Annotated in this window: 17 protein-coding genes; 5 read left to right on the top strand and 12 right to left on the bottom strand. The window is 66.6% G+C overall.

The features are described 5' to 3' along the window. Positions 1 to 39 precede the first annotated feature (39 nt). On the bottom strand, positions 40 to 948 hold the full coding sequence (locus tag G5C33_RS01635) for a LysR family transcriptional regulator (protein WP_165325610.1): 909 nt from the start codon (positions 946 to 948) through the stop codon (positions 40 to 42). Between the two features lie 155 nt (positions 949 to 1,103). Here G5C33_RS01635 and G5C33_RS01630 point away from each other — a divergent pair, with 155 nt between their 5' ends. The 4 genes from G5C33_RS01630 to G5C33_RS01615 all read left to right on the top strand — a co-directional run bounded on the left by G5C33_RS01630 (position 1,104) and on the right by G5C33_RS01615 (position 4,632). After that, positions 1,104 to 2,255 carry an SGNH/GDSL hydrolase family protein gene (locus tag G5C33_RS01630; RefSeq protein WP_206518613.1) on the top strand — a complete coding sequence of 384 codons (1,152 nt, stop codon included), beginning with the start codon at positions 1,104 to 1,106 and terminating at the stop codon, positions 2,253 to 2,255. Next, the gene (locus G5C33_RS01625; protein ID WP_206518612.1) at positions 2,252 to 3,223 is read left to right on the top strand and encodes an NmrA family NAD(P)-binding protein; all 972 of its coding nucleotides are present in this window, start codon (positions 2,252 to 2,254) and stop codon (positions 3,221 to 3,223) included. Before G5C33_RS01630 ends, G5C33_RS01625 begins: the two co-directional genes overlap by 4 nt. A gap of 129 nt (positions 3,224 to 3,352) precedes the next feature. Continuing rightward, positions 3,353 to 4,330 (top strand): LysR family transcriptional regulator, encoded by a 978-nt coding sequence (locus G5C33_RS01620; RefSeq protein ID WP_228275161.1) that lies wholly within the window; start codon positions 3,353 to 3,355, stop codon positions 4,328 to 4,330. Further along, the gene (locus G5C33_RS01615; RefSeq protein WP_165325608.1) at positions 4,327 to 4,632 is read left to right on the top strand and encodes a hypothetical protein; all 306 of its coding nucleotides are present in this window, start codon (positions 4,327 to 4,329) and stop codon (positions 4,630 to 4,632) included. Before G5C33_RS01620 ends, G5C33_RS01615 begins: the two co-directional genes overlap by 4 nt. A 13-nt stretch (positions 4,633 to 4,645) precedes the next feature. On the opposite strand, the gene G5C33_RS01610 is transcribed toward G5C33_RS01615, so the two are convergent. Genes G5C33_RS01610 through trbB form a run of 11 tightly spaced genes read right to left on the bottom strand, consistent with a single transcriptional unit; the run spans position 4,646 to position 14,200 of the window. Next, on the bottom strand, positions 4,646 to 4,867 hold the full coding sequence (locus tag G5C33_RS01610; protein ID WP_165325607.1) for a DUF2274 domain-containing protein: 222 nt from the start codon (positions 4,865 to 4,867) through the stop codon (positions 4,646 to 4,648). After that, a complete protein-coding gene (locus G5C33_RS01605) occupies positions 4,864 to 6,075 on the bottom strand; it encodes a TrbI/VirB10 family protein (protein WP_228275160.1) in 1,212 nt (403 codons plus the stop codon). The genes G5C33_RS01610 and G5C33_RS01605 overlap by 4 nt, the downstream gene beginning before the upstream one ends. Continuing rightward, a complete protein-coding gene (gene trbG / locus G5C33_RS01600) occupies positions 6,072 to 7,085 on the bottom strand; it encodes a P-type conjugative transfer protein TrbG (RefSeq protein ID WP_165325606.1) in 1,014 nt (337 codons plus the stop codon). The genes G5C33_RS01605 and trbG overlap by 4 nt, the downstream gene beginning before the upstream one ends. After that, positions 7,082 to 7,765 (bottom strand): conjugal transfer protein TrbF, encoded by a 684-nt coding sequence (gene trbF, locus G5C33_RS01595; RefSeq protein ID WP_165325605.1) that lies wholly within the window; start codon positions 7,763 to 7,765, stop codon positions 7,082 to 7,084. The genes trbG and trbF overlap by 4 nt, the downstream gene beginning before the upstream one ends. After that, positions 7,766 to 9,139 (bottom strand): P-type conjugative transfer protein TrbL, encoded by a 1,374-nt coding sequence (gene trbL, locus G5C33_RS01590; RefSeq protein ID WP_165325604.1) that lies wholly within the window; start codon positions 9,137 to 9,139, stop codon positions 7,766 to 7,768. It lies immediately after the preceding gene. Next, positions 9,136 to 9,414: a putative entry exclusion protein TrbK-alt gene (gene trbK-alt / locus G5C33_RS01585; RefSeq protein WP_165325603.1), complete on the bottom strand. Its 279-nt coding sequence runs from the start codon at positions 9,412 to 9,414 to the stop codon at positions 9,136 to 9,138. Before trbK-alt ends, trbL begins: the two co-directional genes overlap by 4 nt. Positions 9,415 to 9,422: 8 nt before the next feature. Beyond that, complete coding sequence (trbJ, locus tag G5C33_RS01580) at positions 9,423 to 10,139, bottom strand: P-type conjugative transfer protein TrbJ (RefSeq protein ID WP_165325602.1); 717 nt, start codon at positions 10,137 to 10,139, stop codon at positions 9,423 to 9,425. Further along, positions 10,136 to 12,607 carry a conjugal transfer protein TrbE gene (gene trbE / locus G5C33_RS01575; RefSeq protein ID WP_165325601.1) on the bottom strand — a complete coding sequence of 824 codons (2,472 nt, stop codon included), beginning with the start codon at positions 12,605 to 12,607 and terminating at the stop codon, positions 10,136 to 10,138. The genes trbJ and trbE overlap by 4 nt, the downstream gene beginning before the upstream one ends. Then, complete coding sequence (locus G5C33_RS01570) at positions 12,604 to 12,885, bottom strand: VirB3 family type IV secretion system protein (protein WP_165325600.1); 282 nt, start codon at positions 12,883 to 12,885, stop codon at positions 12,604 to 12,606. Before G5C33_RS01570 ends, trbE begins: the two co-directional genes overlap by 4 nt. Continuing rightward, on the bottom strand, positions 12,882 to 13,217 hold the full coding sequence (locus G5C33_RS01565; protein ID WP_165325599.1) for a TrbC/VirB2 family protein: 336 nt from the start codon (positions 13,215 to 13,217) through the stop codon (positions 12,882 to 12,884). Before G5C33_RS01565 ends, G5C33_RS01570 begins: the two co-directional genes overlap by 4 nt. Continuing rightward, positions 13,214 to 14,200, bottom strand: coding sequence for a P-type conjugative transfer ATPase TrbB (trbB, locus tag G5C33_RS01560; protein ID WP_165325598.1), 987 nt, complete (start codon positions 14,198 to 14,200; stop codon positions 13,214 to 13,216). Before trbB ends, G5C33_RS01565 begins: the two co-directional genes overlap by 4 nt. A 519-nt stretch (positions 14,201 to 14,719) precedes the next feature. Between trbB and G5C33_RS01555 the strand changes: the two genes are divergently transcribed. After that, on the top strand, positions 14,720 to 16,321 hold the full coding sequence (locus G5C33_RS01555; RefSeq protein ID WP_228275159.1) for a long-chain fatty acid--CoA ligase: 1,602 nt from the start codon (positions 14,720 to 14,722) through the stop codon (positions 16,319 to 16,321). The last annotated feature ends 6 nt before the right edge of the window (positions 16,322 to 16,327 follow it).

Raw genomic sequence — 16,327 nt, 5'->3', positions numbered from 1 at the left:
AGTAGCCGGACGCTGTCACGATCCGAGGCCTTGCGAGGTTTACCCGAAGTCACCTTTCCGCCTGCTGCATACCTCGCGCACGCAGGAGCGTAGCCAGGCTTGCGCGGGGTCGGCATCCAGGCGCGGGTGCCAGAGTAACGATACCGTTATCTGGGGCACAGCAAACGGCAGCGGAAAGCTGGACAGGCCATCGCGCATTGCGTCCGTGTGCCGTTCGGGGACGGCGGCGACCAGATCGGTTCCGCGTACCAGCGCCAGCGCACTCGCAAAGCCGATGACGATCGTGCCGATCCGGCGTTCGAGACCTAACGCAGCAAGCGCGTCGTCAATGGGGCTTCGATCCGCCGAATCGCGAGGGCCGAGAACATGGTTCTGTGCAGCGTATGTTGCTGCGGTGATCTCGCTGCGGGTCAGAGCATGCCCCTGACGGACAACGCCGATGAAGCGGTCCCGGAACAGCGCTTGAGTCCTTACCTCTGGACCCGTCGCGCTATGTACGACGCCGATCTCGAGATCGACCGCGCCGTCACGAAGTCCCTCGCTGCTGTCGGGCTGCTTCTGCGCGAAATCTACGCGCACGCCCGGCGCATCTGCTGCGAGGCGCTCCAACAGCGCGGGACCGAAATTCTGTACGAAGCCGTCGCTGGTTCGCAGGGTGAACGTCGTCTCAAGCTTGGTCAGGTCGAGCGCTTCGGCCGGCCGCAGGGCGACCCGCGCATCCTCCACCAGATGTTTCACCGGCTCGCGAAGTTCGAGGGCCCGCGGTGTGGCGACCAGCCCGCGCCCTGCCCGCACCAAAAGCGGATCGCCGGTCGCCGCTCGCAGCCGGGACAGTGTCCTACTCATTGCCGACGGGCTGAGGTTCAGGCGACCGGCAGCGCCGACCACGCTGCCCTCTGTGAGCAGGGCGTCGAGCGCCACAAGAAGGTTCAAGTCCAATTCGTTCATGCCCGAGTATAGCCCGCCCACACATCGAGGCATAGCGCTATATGCAGCTATAGTTTGCAATTCGTGCGCGTGGCGCATGGCTCAGATGGTGCTTAGTTGGGACAATGAACGGGCAGGAGTCCCTCGCCGGGCTTTCGCTCCGTCGGAGATTTTTCATGATCAACCAATCCGAGATGCACTGGATAGGTACCTGGGCGACCACGCCCGATCCCATGGAGGGCGTGCCTCTTGCCGATCAAACGGTGCGGATGATCGCCCGCACCAGCATCGGCGGCGCTCAGGTGCGCGTACGTCTCTCCAATGCCTATGGAGCGCATGATCTCGCGATCGGTGCGGCCCGAGTGGGCTTGCGTGCCGATGGCGCCGATGTCGTGCCGGGTACTAACCGTCCGCTCACCTTCAACGGATCTCCATCAACGACGATCGCCGCAGGCGCGCTCGTCGTCAGCGACCCGGTCGAGTTGGACGTGCCCGCACTCGCTGATCTGGCCGTCAGCGTCTATCTTCCGGATGATCTCGATGAGGGCTTCCGTCTGACCGGTCATTCGAACGCGCATCAGACCAATTACATCTCGCCGCGCGGCGACCGGACCGCGGAAACCGCCTTGGCCGTGGAGGCGACAACCGAGGCGTTCGTGTTCGTGAGCGGCGTGGAGGTGCTGGCGCCCCGGGACGCGGGCGGGCTCGTGGCGTTCGGCGACTCGCTGACCGAGGGCAACCTTTCGCAACTCGACGCGAACCATCGCTGGCCCGATCAACTCGCGCGGCGGCTCGTTGATCGAGGCACACGACCGTTTGGTGTCGTCAATCAGGGGATTGGCGGAAATCGGCTGCTTCACGACTTCCGTGGCGACAATGCGCTGCGCCGCTTCGACCGCGACGTTCTGGCGCAGCCGGGCGTCACCCACGTCATCGTGCTGATCGGCATCAACGATCTGCGCAACGGTTTGGGAAAGAGCGAAGAGGAGGTCGACGCGAGGGCAATGATCGGCGGTCTTAATCAGCTGATCACGCGCGCCCGAACGGCAGGACTCAAGATCTTCGGCGGCACGCTTCTGACGTGGGAGAACGAGACGTTTAGAGGCGGCGCCTATACACCTGCGCGCGAGGCCGAGCGCCAGGCGGTCAATGCATGGATCCGCGAAAGCGGCGCTTTCGACGCCGTGATCGATTTCGAGGCGGCGTTGCGCGATCCCGATCATCCCATGCGAATGCTGCCTCAGTGGGACTATGGCGATCACCTTCATCCGAATGACGCCGGATATCTGCGCATGGGCGACTGCATCGACCTCGCACTGTTCGATTGATCAAGGCCGTTCGCAACATGCGGACGCTGACCGACGGCCACCTTGCCACAGAGAAGACAGGAGAAAATATGTTTCTGGTTATGGGAATTACGGGCAGAACCGGCGGGTCGATTGCCCGGCATCTGCTCGCCCAGGGCAAACGGGTGCGTGCCCTCGTGCGTGACCGGGCCAGGGCGAGCGATTGGGCGCTGCGAGGGGTGGATGTCGTCGAAGGCGACATGAGCGATCCTAATGCGATCGCCGAGGCACTGGCGGGCGTCGACGGCGCGTTCATCATGCTGCCGCCGGTCTATATGCCGTCCAGGGATTTTTCGGAGTCCCGGGTGCTGATCGATGCATATAGCCAAGCCCTCAGGATCACGCCGCCTCCGCGCCTCGTGGTGCTTTCGTCCAATGGGGCGGAGAAGACCAGCGGCCTCGGTGCGATCACGCCTTTGTCCTTGCTGGAGCGGGAACTGGACGATTTGCCATGTCCCACCGCCTTCATCCGGCCGGGATCATTCTACGAGAACTTTCTCCACGGCTTGCAGTCGGCCCGGGACGGTGTGTTCGCCACCTTTTATGCGAATACTGCTGAGAAGCAGCCGATGACTGCAATCGAGGACATTGCGGCGGAAGCGGCAAAGCTTCTCTCCAGTGCGGCGTGGATCGGCAAGCGCGTGATTGAACTCGGTTCTATGGTCAGCGCCGACGAGATCGCGGCAGCGTTGGGTGCGGTGATTGGGCGAGAGGTTGAGGCCAAGTCGGTGCCGCGTGAAGAATGGGCGGGCACCCTTCACGCCATGGGATTCCCAGAAGGCCAGACCTGGGCATTCGAGGAGATTTATGATGGCGTCAACGCACACTGGATCGGCTTTGGAGTAGACGGGACGGAACAAGTCGAGGGGACGACATCCGCTCGCGAAGTCTTTTCCGCAGCACAAGAAACGGCCTTGCACGGCACACAAGATCGGTCTGACTTTGCATGAACCTGTTCTCTGCCCCGGAATGGAGTGTCTGGAACGAGAGGGTCGGCGGAATGGCAACGCTCTTTGCCAGACGGTTGCCAAGCACGGTGAGAGCCAAGTCAATAGAGCTTCGGCGGCTGCGGACAGCCAATGGCTACGCAGGGAATTTCTTCGGTCGAGGTGATGATTGAGCTTCGCAAGCTCCGCTATCTCATCGCTGCTGCTGAGGCGGGCAGCTTCAGCCGCGCTGCGCGCAATTTGAACATCAAGCAGTCAACCCTTAGCCGACATATTCTGGGGATCGAACAGCGACTCGGAATGACGCTGTTCGACCGCAGGACGCGCGGCGCTACCCTGACGACCAACGGCAGGATTTATTTGCGTACGGCGCAGTTGATAGTGACGGAATTCGAGGAGTTGAACGGCTGGGTCCGAGCCACTCAAAAAGGGGAAACCGGTCGGCTGGCAGTCGGCTTCTACACCTCGTTTTCGGCAGGAAATCTGCGCGCGACTGTAGCCGAGTTCAGCGAACGCTTCCCCGGCGTGACCGTGCGAGGCTTCGAGCGGAACCGTGATAAGCTGCTAGCGGGTATCGAGAGCGGCCTGCTCGATATCATAATCATCATTGGCGAGCGGCCCTATCCGGGTATCGAGAGTCGATCGCTTTGGAGTGAACGTCACTTGGTTGTGATGCCGGAAGGACATCCGCTGGCGTCCTACGAAAGCATTTACTGGCAAGACCTCGTCGGCGAACGTTTTCTTCTGACCGAACGCGATCCCGGTCCCGAGACGCGCAACCTGCTGCTGGGGAAGCTCGGAAGTCCAGGCTATATGCCCGAGATCGACATGGACGACGTTGGGCGCGATACGGTCATCAGCTCCATAGCGCTCGGGGACCGTCTCGCGATCTTCGCGGAATCATCTGCCGGCATTCAGGTGCCCGGCGTCTTGTTTCGTGAGATACATGAGGCCAACGGCCATAGCCGCATCGGCTATTCCGGTTATTGGCGCGATGACAACCAGAACCCCATATTGCGTCGTTTCCTGGATTTTGTGGCCACTCGATATTCGCTCCCCTCGGGGTCCAGACCACGAACTGCTCAAATATCGGGAAGAGAGCCGTCATGATCCAAGGAAAGACATGGATCGCCGTAATCGTCGCGTTGATCGTTGGATTTGGGGCAGGCTTCACGCTCCGTCCCATCATCGTCGCGCCGAGCGCGCCAGCGGCGACCTCCACGCCGCCGCTGGCGCAAGCCGCAGCCGAGCCACGCAGCAAATCGTATTTCGCGGCGCATCTCGACGAGGCGCGGCAGATCGTGGCCGGGTGCCAGGCGGGCTCGGTTCGCGGCGGCGAATGCGCCAACGCCGAGCAGGCCGTGACGGAAGCGGAAGGCAAGGAGCGCTTCCGCCGTTTCATGGGCAAGTAGGGCCGGCGCTCCCTCAAGTCGCCTGGGCGCGGTGCCGGCGAAAGGCCCGATCGGTTTCCATGAAACGCGCCAGCATCGGCGAGACGAGCTTTTCGGGCGCGGCGGGCGGGCCGCCGGTTTCGGCGGCGAGCGCCGCGGCATAGGCCAGAAGATCGCGATGGACGGCGGCGGGCAGTTCCACGGTCAGTTTGACCGGCCGATCGTCGGCCAATGGTCCCAGCTTCAATTTCGTCATCGTGTCGCTCCTACGGGTTCGAGCACCAGATCGCGCGTCACAATCACGCGGAGCGGAAAGCCCGCCCGAATGGTGAGCGTCGGCGCCACGTCGAGCTGGCGCCGAACGATCTGCTGGCCGGTCTGGTTGATGGTGTCCTGCGTGCCGTAGCGGAGCGCCTGCACCAGCGAGCTGTCATTGTCGGTCGCCAGCTCGGCACCGACACCGAGCAGCGTCGAGATCGCTGCGGCCTTCAGCATATTGCCCCAATGCTCGTCCACGCGATCCTGCAAACCGGCATAGCCGGCGGCGTCGGCGCCGGGCTGGCGCTCGAGAACGATCGAGCGGCCGTCGGGCAGGATCAGGCGATCCCAGGCGAGCAACACGCGGGTCTGCCCGGCGGTGATCTGGCTGTCATATTCGCCGATCAGCCGCGCGCCCTGCGGGATGAGTAGGATGTGGCCAGTGGGGCTGTCATAGACGTTCTGCGTCACCTGAGCGGTGATCTGGCCGGGAAGGTCCGAACGGATGCCGGTGATGAGCGCGGCAGGGATGATGCTGCCAGCCTGCACGATGTTGGGCGAGGACGGTGCGGTCAGCCGCTCGACGCTGACGGTGCGCTGGTTGGACGCCTGCACCATGAAGGCGCGCTTGGCGGCCTGTCCGCCTTGGGCGGCCGGGCTGGTCTGCGGCGGTGTCGCCGCCGGGCCCGGCGCGGCGGCGATCTGCGGCGCGGTCGCGCCGCCCCCCGCCGCGCCGTGACCGAGGAACACCGAGCTGGTGCGCGCGGCTTCGCGCTCCTGCCGGGCGCGCTGGCGCGCCGCCTCGGCGGCCTGCGCCTGCGGATCGCGCTGTCCGTTCGCTCCAACCGCCGGCACGGGCACGTCCGTTCCGCGTTGCTGGGCCGAGACAATCGGGCCGCCGAGATCGCCGGGAAGCGGCGGGCCGAGCCGCGGCGCCTGCGTATAGTCCTTTGGCCCGGAGGTGATGGTCTCCGCCGTGTTGCGGGTCTCGGTGCTGTAAAGCTCCTTGGCCTGCTTCTCGGCAAGCGGCCGCAGCGCGTAGATGAGCGAGCCGCCGATACCGAGACCGGCGGCGATGCCGATAACGGCCAGGGCCTTGCGCGACAGGCGCATGACGCGCGGCGGATCGCCCCGGAGCTGGAAGGCCCCCGGATCGGGAGGCGGCGACGCCGGCTCAGCTGCGGGCGGCTCGACGGTATCGGTCACCGCCGACCCTTCCGTCCGTCGGCGCGTTCGATGCGAACATGCTGTTCGCTGTGCTTGTCGCCCAGACGCAACTCGGCGGCGGCGAACAGCCGGTCCACCACCATGTAGCGGCCCTGGACGCGGTAGTTGACGAGTTCGGCGCCGCCGGCCGCGCCGATCACGAACAGCGGCGGCATCTCGCCCTGCGAGATCGCGGCCGGAAACTCGATATAGACCTGACGGCCATCGTCGAAGGCGCGCAGCGGCTTCCACGGGGCGTTGTCGCCGTCGATGCGGTAGCGGAAGTTGAGCGTGGCGACATCCACGCCGGTCGCAACCGGCGCGGCGGCGGCCGCCGCCGCGTTGCGTGCCTGGAGCGCGATTAGCGCATCATGCGGATAGGTCCAGGAGACCGACGCCATGTAGGTCGCCGCCGTCGCGCGCAGCTCCATGTGATAGGTGCGCCGGTCGGTGTTGATGACGAGATTCGTGGAAAGGGCCGGCCGGGTGGGCTTCACGAGGATATGCACGCGCGCCGATGGCCCGCTGCCACTCACCGTGTCGCCGATGATCCAGCGCACGGTGTCACCGGCCGCCACCGGGCCAGCGCCCACGAGCTGCTCGCCCGGCTGAAGGGCGATGTCCGTCACCTGGCCGGGAGCGGCATAGACCTGATAGAGCGCGCCTTCGGCCCAGGGATATTGCTGGATGGCGTTGAGGAAGCCGTTGCGCTCAGGCTGCATCCGGGCGGCGGCATTGGCCGCCCCGACTCGCTGACGCGGATCGGCAGGCTCGGGCGGTGACGCATGTTCAGCCGGCGCCGGCTTCAACTGGCCGGGCAGCGGCAAGGGCTCGGGAATGGTCACGACCTCGACGGGCTTGGGCGCCTCGGGCGCGGGCGTTGCGGCGATCTCGGCCGGCGGGTTGTCATAGGCGATGGCCGGCGGCTTGACCGATGAGGTGGCGCAGCCGGCCAAGGCCGCGGTGGATACGAGCAGGACCGCCGGGGCGGGACGACGAAATCGTGTCATTGCGACAGCTCCTTTGACCAGTTGAAGGCGTTGACGAAAATGCCGAGCGGGTTCTTGCGCAGGCCGTCAGGGGTGCGCGGCGGTTGCACGACGATGGTGAGAATGGCCGACCAGTGCTCGGTGGCGGCGAGACTGCCGTCCTGATAGCGGCGCTCGATCCAGGCAACCCGGAAGCTGTCGGGTGAAGCGCGGATGACGCTGGAGACCTCCACGGCGACCTGAACCTTGCCGACCTGCGTGAACGGGTCGTTGGCGCGGGCATAGTCGTTGAGCGCGAGCGCGCCCTTGTCGGTGGTGAAGTCGTAGGCCCTGAGCCAGTTCTGGCGGACGATGACGGGATCGGCCGGGATCGAGCGGACATTCTCGATGAAGCGCGCGAGATGGAACGCGATCTGCGGATCGGTGGGCCGATAGCCGGCCTCGGCCGGCGCGACCGCCTGCGCTTCGCCCAGCCGGTCGACCTGAACCACCCAGGGGACGATATGGCCGCGCGCAGACTGCCAGATCAGGCCGCCGGTCAAGGCTAGGTTCAAGGCCGCCGCGCAGAAGAAGGCGAGCCGCCAGTTCTTCCCCTGCACGACCGGCTCGCCGATGCGGCGATCCCATTCCTGCCGGGCGGCCTGATAGGGCGTGACGGGCTCGGGAGTCTGCGCAAAGCGGATCGAAGGGCGTCGGAACATCTAATCTTTCTCCCGGATGTCGGGACCACCGCCGCCGCCGTGGCTGTCGCCAGCTTTGAGCGTGTGCGCGGCAAGGGTCGCGTTGTGGGTCATGGATTGGCGGCGCTTCATCGCGGCCGCCCAGGCGGGCGGCGCGGCGGGGCCGGACGCGGAAGCGCCAGCGGCCGCAGTGGCGGATGCGGACCCGCCGGCGATCGTGCCGCCAGATGCGGTGAAGCCCGCACGCGCGCCGGAGCGGAAGTTGGCCTTGATCGCCTCGCCGCCTCGGGCGGCCGCCTTGCGCAGGGGGGACATGACGGTGTTGGCCACCGCGCCTGCGGCCGCCTGTCCGACCGCGCCCATGCCGCCTGCGACCGCGCCGGCGCCGCTTTTGCCGAGCGAGCCGAGGCTGTAGGCGCTGGCGGCGCCTCCGGCCATTTGCGCTCCGCCACGCGCGGCCGCGCCGGTCATCCGACCCGCCGCGCCGATCGCGGAGCCGGCTGCGCCGACGCCCAGGCGGGCGGCGGCTGCGCCGCCAACCAGCGCGCCACCCGCAGCAAGCGCCGTGCCGGCCGCCGCGCCCGCACCGAGTTGCGGGCCGCCGGTGACAATACCATTGGCGATGCCGGGGCCGAAGATCGCCAGGCCGAGCAGCGACAGCGCCGCAAGGGCGATGGCCATGACCTGGTTGATGTCGGGTTCGACGCCGAGGCCCGCGGCGATGAACTGACTGAACAAGGTGGTGCCGATGCCGGTGATGACGGCCAGCACCAGCACCTTGATGCCGGTCGATACGATATGGCCCAGCACGCGCTCGGCCATGAACGCCGTGCGGTTGAAGAAGGCGAAGGGCAGCAACACGAAGCCGGCCAGTGTCACCAGCTTGAACTCGATCAGGGTGATGAAGACCTGGACGGCGATGATGAAGAAGGCCAGCACCACGATCAGCCAGGCGATCAGCAGCACGAGGATCAGCGCGAGGTTGGCGAAGACGGCCCACAGGCTGGAGAACTGCCCCGCCGCATCGAGCAGCGGCTTGGCGGCCTGAAGCCCGGTCGCCGCGATGCTGCCCGGCTTCATGAACTCGGCCAAGGTGAGGCTGTCGCCGCTGGCCTTGAGACCGAGGCCGGCGAAGCTCTCGAAGACGATCGTCGCGAGGGTGTGGAAGTTGCCGATGATGAAGGCGAAGAAGCCGATATAGAGCGTTTTCTTGATGAGCCGCTGGAGCACGTCCTCGTCGGCGCCCCAGGCCCAGAACAGCCCGGCGATGGTCACGTCGATCGCAATCAGCGTCGAGGACAGGAACCCGACTTCACCGCCCAGCAGGCCGAATCCGCTGTCGATGTAGCTTCCGAAGACGCCCAGGAAGGTGTCGATGACGCCGGTGTCGTTCATCGCCCGGCGCCCTCGTGATCGTCCTGGTGGAAGAAGCGGCGGCGGTTCTCGGCCCAGGCCGCCTCGCACCCGCTGTCCGGCATGGTGAGCGTGGCGCAGCGGTCCAGCTCGCGGGCGAGCCGGCTGCGCCCTTCGGTGTCGCGCACTATCGCAGGTATTGGCGGAGGCGTGGGCGCGCGATCCCTGCTGACGGCGAGGATCGCCACCGCCATCATCAGGCCGGCCAACGCCGCCACGCCTGCGATTTTTGCCGTGCGCGAGGTTCCATGCAGCATGGGACGCCTCAGTTGCCCATGAAGCGACGGAAGCGTTCGCGTCCTTCGGCCTCTTCCGCAGCCTGGCGTGCGGATTCGAGCGCCTGCGCGCGGCCCTGCGCGGCGACCGTGGCGGTCAGATCCGCGAGCTGCTGCGATTGCAGCGCGAGAAGCTGGTTTCCGGCCTGCGCCGCTTGCAAGGCGCCGGTCGCCGACTGGCTGGCCGTGACCAGGCTATCCATCGAGGTGCGCGCACCCTCGATATTGCCGACGGCGCCGGCCTGCACCTTCAGCGCGTCCTCGAAGGCGCCGACGCTATCCTCCCAGCGGGCGTTGGCGTTGGCGACCATCTGAGCGTGGTCGCCGGTCAGCGCCGTGCCGGTGTAGCGGCTGTTGAACGCCTGCTGGATGTTCTCGACATCATAGGCGATGCGCTGCGCCTGGCCGAGGAGCTGCTGGGTGCGCTGCACCTGTTGCTGCAATGTTGCAAGCGAGCTGAACGGCAGCGAGGCCAGATTGCGCGCCTCGTTGAGAAGCGAGGTCGCCTGGTTTTGGATTTGCTGGATCTGGTTGTTGATCTGCTGGAGCGACCGGGCGGCCGTCAGCACGTTCTGGGCGTAGTTGCTGGGATCATAGACGATCCCGCCGAACTGCGCGTAGGCCGGCGCGGCGATAAACATCGGCGTGACGGCCGAGACGGCGAGGACGCCGGCCATCATGGCGCGGCGGAGCGGAAGCGATTTCATCGGGTGATCTCCATGTCTGGCGTGAGGGGGAGTTCGGGCTGGAGGCCGGACGCGGGCTCGGGCAGCAGCTCGGCGGCCCAGGCGCAACCGCGATGGCGCAGCCACTCGGCGGCAAAGGCGACCGCGCCGTGGGTTTCGATGATCTCGGCGATGGCGAGCTGGTCGGCCTTGGCCGACGCGGCCGTGAAAGCCAGCGCTACCTCGCCCAGCCCCAGCTCGAACAGGCGGTTGCCGCGCCGCGACTGGCAGTAATAGTCGCGCTTGGGCGTCGCCCGGCTGAGGATTTCGATCTGCCGCGCGTTGAGGCCGAAGCGTTCGTAGATCACCGCGATCTGCGGTTCGGCCGCCCGCTCGTTGGGCAGGAAGATGCGCGTCGGGCAGCTCTCGATGATGGCCGGCGCGATGCTCGACGTTTCGATGTCGGCGAGGCTCTGCGTGGCGAAGACGACGCTGGCGTTCTTCTTGCGCAGCGTCTTCAGCCACTCGCGGAGCTGGGCGGCGAAGGCCGGGCTGTCCAAGACCAGCCAGCCCTCGTCGATGATGATGAGCGTGGGCGAGCCGTCGAGCCGATCGCCGATGCGGTGGAACAGATAGGAGAGCACGGCCGCCGCCGCGCCGGCGCCGACCAGGCCCTCGGTCTCGAACGCCTGGCACCGCGCCTCGCCGATCCGCTCGGCTTCGGCGTCGAGCAGCCGGCCCCAGGGACCGCCGACGCAGTAGGAGCCGAGCGCCTGTTTGAGCGGCTGGCTTTGCAACAGCACGGCGAGTCCGGTCAGGGTGCGCTCGGACGCCGGCGCGCTGGCGAGCGAGCCCAGCGCCGACCAGATATGCTCCTTGGCCTGGGGATCGACCGCGACGCCTTCGGACGCGAATATCGCCGCGAGCCATTCGGCCGCCCAGGCGCGCTCGGCGGGATCGTCAATGCGGGCGAGCGGCTGGAGCTGCACGCCTTCGCCGGCTTCGTCCGCGAGCATTCCGCCGAGATCCTGCCAGTCGCCGCCCATGCCCAGCGCGGCGGCGCGGATCGAGCCGCCGAAGTCGAAGGCGAAGACCTGGGCGTTCTCGTAACGGCGGAACTGCATCGCCATCAGCGCCAGCAGCACCGACTTGCCGGCGCCGGTCGGGCCGACGATCAGCGCATGACCGACGTCGCCGACATGGAGGGAAAACCGGAACGGGGTCGAGCCTTCGGTCTTGCCGAACAGCAAGGGGGGCGCTTGCAGATGCTCGTCCCGTTCCGGCCCCGCCCACACCGCTGACAGGGGAATCAGGTGGGCGAGATTGAGCGTAGAGATCGGGGGCTGACGGACGTTGGCGTAGGTGTGGCCGGGCAAGCTCCCCAGCCATGCCTCGATCGCGTTCATGCCCTCGGGGATGACGGTGAAGTCGCGGCCCTGGATGACCTTCTCGGCGAGCCGCAGCTTCTCGGCCGCAACGGCGGGATCGCGGTCCCACACCGTCACCGTGGCGGTGACGTAGGCCATGCCCGCATAGTCGGCGCCCAACTCCTGCAAGGCGGTGTCGGCGTCGGCCGCCTTGTTGGAGGCGTCCGAGTCCATCAGGACCGACGCCTCGTTGGTCATCACCTCCTTGAGGATGGCGGCGACCGACTTGCGCTTGGCGAACCATTGCCGCCTGATCCGAGTCAGGAGTCTGGTCGCGTCGGTCTTGTCGAGCATGATCGCCCGCGTCGACCAGCGATACTCCAAGGCGAGCCGGTTCAGTTCGTCGAGCAAGCCGGGAAAGGTCGCGCTGGGAAAGCCGACGATGGTGAGCGTGCGTAGATGGTGCTCGCCCAGGCGCGGTTCGAGCCCGCCCGTCAGCGGCTCGTCGGCCAGGAGCGCATCGAGATACATGGGCGTCTCGGGCACGCGCACGCGCTGGCGCCGCGTCGAGACGGTCGAGTGCAGATAGGTCAGGGTCTCGGCGTCATCGAGCCAGCGGACCTCGGGGACGAAGCCATCGACCAGGCTCAGCACCCTGTCGCTGCGGTCGGTGAAGCTCCCCAGCAACTCCCACGGATCGACGCCGGTGGTGGAGCGGCCCTCGTAGAGCCAGCCTTCGGCGCGGGCCGCATCCTCGGCCGGCGGCATCCACAGCAGGGTGAGGAAATAGCGGCTCTCGAAATGTGCGCCGTCCTCGCGGAACTGCTCGCGCCGCTCCATGTCCACGAGCGCCGAAACCGGATCGGGGAAGACGGACTCTGGATAATCGAGCGCGGGCGTGCGCTGCGCCTCGACGAAGATCGCCCAACCTGAGCCCAGGCGGCGCAGTGCATTGTTCAGCCGCGCCGTGGTGGCGACCAGCTCGGCAGGCGTGGCGCTGTGGAGATCGGGACCGCGGAAGCGCGCGGTGCGCTGGAACGAGCCGTCCTTATTGAGGACGACGCCTTCGCCGACTAGGGCGGCCCAGGGCAGGAAGTCGGCCAGATGCGCGGCATGCCCGCGGTATTCGCGCAAGCTCATCATGGCCGCATCCACGCCGGGTAACGGAGGTGGCGCCGGGCCACGTCCACGAATTGCGGATCGCGCCGCGCGGCCCAGACCGAGAGCGCATGGCCAAACGCCCAGATGACCAGGCCCGCGATCCAGAGCCGCAGGCCCAGGCCGATTGCGCCCGCCAGCGTGCCATTGACGATGGCGAGCGCGCGCGGCGCGCCGCCGAGCAGGATCGGCTCGATCAGCGCCCGATGAACCGGGGCATGGAAGCCGGCGAGCATCTCGCCAGGATCGGCCGCGTCGCTCATGCGACCAGCGCCCCGCCGCCGAACGAGAAGAACGACAGGAAGAAGCTCGACGCGGCGAACGCGATCGACAGGCCGAACACGATCTGGATCAGCCTGCGCGCGCCGCCCGACGTATCGCCGAACGCCAGCGTCAGGCCGGTAATGATGATGATCATCACCGCGATGATCTTCGCCACCGGACCCTCGATGCTTTCGAGGATGGATTGCAGAGGCGCTTCCCACGGCATCGACGAACCTGAAGCGTAGGCGGGCGCGGAAATGGTGAGGGCGACGAGGCTGGCGGAGGCGGCGAGCATGGCGCGGCGTGCGCCATGCCGAACGGCATGGTTCATGGGAGGACTCCCGGCTGGAGGGTGGAGAGGGACGCGAGGCGGTAGCCGCCAGTCGCGGCGTCGAGCCCTTCGACGCAGGCCAGCTCGGAGAGCCGGCGGCCGGTCCCGTCGCGGACCAGCACAGCAATGAGGTTGATGGTCTCGGCCAGCAGCGCGCGGGGGACCGTGACGACGGCTTCCTGGATGAGCTGCTCCATTCGGCGCAGCGCGCCGAGGGCGGAACCGGCATGGATGGTCCCGACTCCGCCAGGGTGGCCGGTGCCCCAGGCTTTGAGAAGGTCCAGCGCCTCGGCGCCGCGCACCTCGCCAATGGGGATGCGGTCGCGCCGCAGGCGCAGCGAGGAGCGGACGAGATCGGACAACGAGACCACGCCATCCTTGGTCCGCATCGCCACCAGGTTCGGCGCGGCGCATTGCAGCTCGCGCGTGTCCTCGATCAGGACGATGCGGTCCTGGGTCTTGGCGACTTCGGCCAAGAGCGCGTTGACCAGGGTGGTCTTGCCGCTGCCGGTGCCGCCGGCCACCAGGATATTGGCGCGGGCGGTGACGCCTTCGCGCAGGGCTGCGGCCTCAGCCGCCGACATGATCCCGGCGCGCGCATAGTCGTCGAGCGTGAAGACCGCGACGGCGGGCTTGCGGACGGCGAAGGCGGGCGCGGCGACGACGGGCGGCAGCAGGCCCTCGAACCGTTCGCCGCCTTCCGGCAGCTCGGCCGAGACGCGCGGGCTGCGCGCGTGAACCTCGACACCGACATGGTGCGCGACCAGGCGCACGATGCGTTCGCCGTCCGCAGCGACCAGCGTCATGCCGGTGTCGCTGATGCCTTCCCCGAGCCGATCGACCCACAGGCGGCCATCGGGATTCAGCATCACTTCGATGACGGCAGGGTCTTCGAGCCAGGCCGCGATCGACGGGCCAAGCGCCGTGCGCAGCATCCGCGCGCCGCGTGACTTGGCCTCGGAACGGATCGGGTGGACGGTCAAGAAAAGGCCCCTGAGTTGGGCCGGGCGAACCGCCGCCCGGCGTCAGGGGCACATTAAGAGAGACAGAAAAGGCGGGGGTTCAACAAGTAAATGCGGGCGTCGTACACCAGCGCAGAAAGACAGGAAGTAGCGTAGGTGATGGCGTCTCAACCGAATCGACGGAAGCGGTTCTTTGGCGCGAATCATGTAGTGCTTCGCGGGTTCTGCCGACTAATAGGACATAGCTGCTCGCTTATATCACCTTGAAAGCTGCCGCTGGTTCATGCGCAAGTTGGGGGCGGGCACTGGGTCGATTGCCGGCAGGCTGGTTTGAGCGCTCGGGGGCTGGAGGCTGACCTTCAGGTGTGACGAATGGTCATTGGTTCAGGTTTGATAGTGGCCGACGTACCACGCTCCGCCATCCTCCTCGCACGCTGGATTGCCCTATACATTAATTTATGGCTAAATGAATGAAATTTGGGTGTCGGCAATACTGTTGCTGGCGGAAGATGGATGACAAGAAGTATGGGGAGAGGCCGGTTGATTCCCTGGTCGCTGACGATGGATAAGCTGATCGATCATGCCGCTCGATGGCACGGATCGGCCGAAATCGTTGCGCGCGATGTCGAAGATATGCGGCGACGGACTGACTGGGCCGCTCTTCGCGATCAGGCACGGCGCGCGACCAATGCGTTGCGTGGGCATGGCGTGGTGCCGGGCGATCGCCTCGCGACCTTCGCGATGAATGGCGATCGCCACCTCGCCGCCTGGTTCGGTATCATGAACATGGGCGCGATCTGCCATACCCTCAATCCGCGGCTGTCGGACGAGCAGCTTGCTTATGTAGTCAACCATGCCGGCGATCGTATCATCTTGGCCGACAGTGCCTTTCGCGACGTGATCACGCGCGTCCGACCGCACTGCCCATGCGTTGAGCGGGTGCTGTGGTTCGACGACGACGGTGCCGACGGCTGGGACGAGTGGATCGGAAGCGCCGGCACCGACTGCGTCTGGGGCGATTTCACCGAAGAGACACCCGCCGGGCTCTGCTATACTTCGGGCACGACGGGGCGGCCCAAAGGCGTCGTCTATACCCACCGCTCCAACTATCTCCACACGCTGATGATCCTGCAGCCGGATGTGTTCGACATCAGCGCGCGGACCAGCCTGCTGCTCGCCGTGCCGATGTTTCACGCCAATGCCTGGGGGCTGTGTTTCGCCGCCGCCGCGGCGGGATCGAAGCTGGTGCTGCCCGGACCGCGCCTCGATGGCGCGGCGCTCTACGAACTGCTCGAGGAAGAAGCAGTCACGCTCACCGCCGGCGTGCCGACGGTGTGGCAGACGTTGCTGCAATTTATCGATGACAACGGACTAAGGCTGTCGACGCTCAAACGCGTGATGGTCGGCGGCGCGCGCTGCCCCGAACGGCTGATCCGCGACTTTGCCGAACATGGTGTCGAGGTGCAGCATAATTGGGGAATGACCGAGACGTCGCCGCTTGGCACCGCGGGCATGCCGACCGCTGCCGTCGCCGCGCTCGATGACGAAGCGCAGCTGCAATATAAATTGACGCAAGGCCGCGTGCCGCTCGGCGTCGACATCGCGATTTTCGATGCCGAAGGTAGCGAGCTGCCGCGCGACGGCGAAGCGGTAGGCTTTCTCGGCGTGCGTGGTCATTCGGTGATCGAGCGCTATTACCGGCAGGATGACAGCGCGCTCGACGCGCATGGCTATTTCGACACCGGCGATATCGGCACGATCGACAGCCAGGGCTATCTGCGGCTCACCGACCGCGCCAAGGACGCGATCAAATCGGGCGGCGAATGGATCAGCTCATCCGAGATCGAAAGCGTCGCGCTCAACCACCCTTCGGTTGCGATCGCCGCCGCGCTGGCGGTGCCGCATCCCAAATGGGGCGAGCGACCGATGCTGGTGGTGCAGCTCAAGCCCGGCGCCGAGCCGGACGCCGATGGTCTCCGCGAGGTGCTGGTCGGCGGCCTCGCCAAATGGGCGGTGCCCGACGAAATCCGCTTTCACCCGGCGATCCCGGTGAACGGCACCGGCAAGATCGACAAGGTGCGGCTGCGTCGGCAGCTTTTCGGTGACGCGCCGCCGCAATCGGCCGCCCTCGCCGGGGCGTGAACACGC

The sequence above is a fragment of the Sphingosinithalassobacter tenebrarum genome, assembly GCF_011057975.1.
GTDB classification, from domain to species: Bacteria; Pseudomonadota; Alphaproteobacteria; order Sphingomonadales; family Sphingomonadaceae; genus Sphingomonas; species Sphingomonas tenebrarum.
Note: the sequence above shows the minus strand (reverse complement) of the source record. Positions and strands in the feature narration are given on the sequence as shown.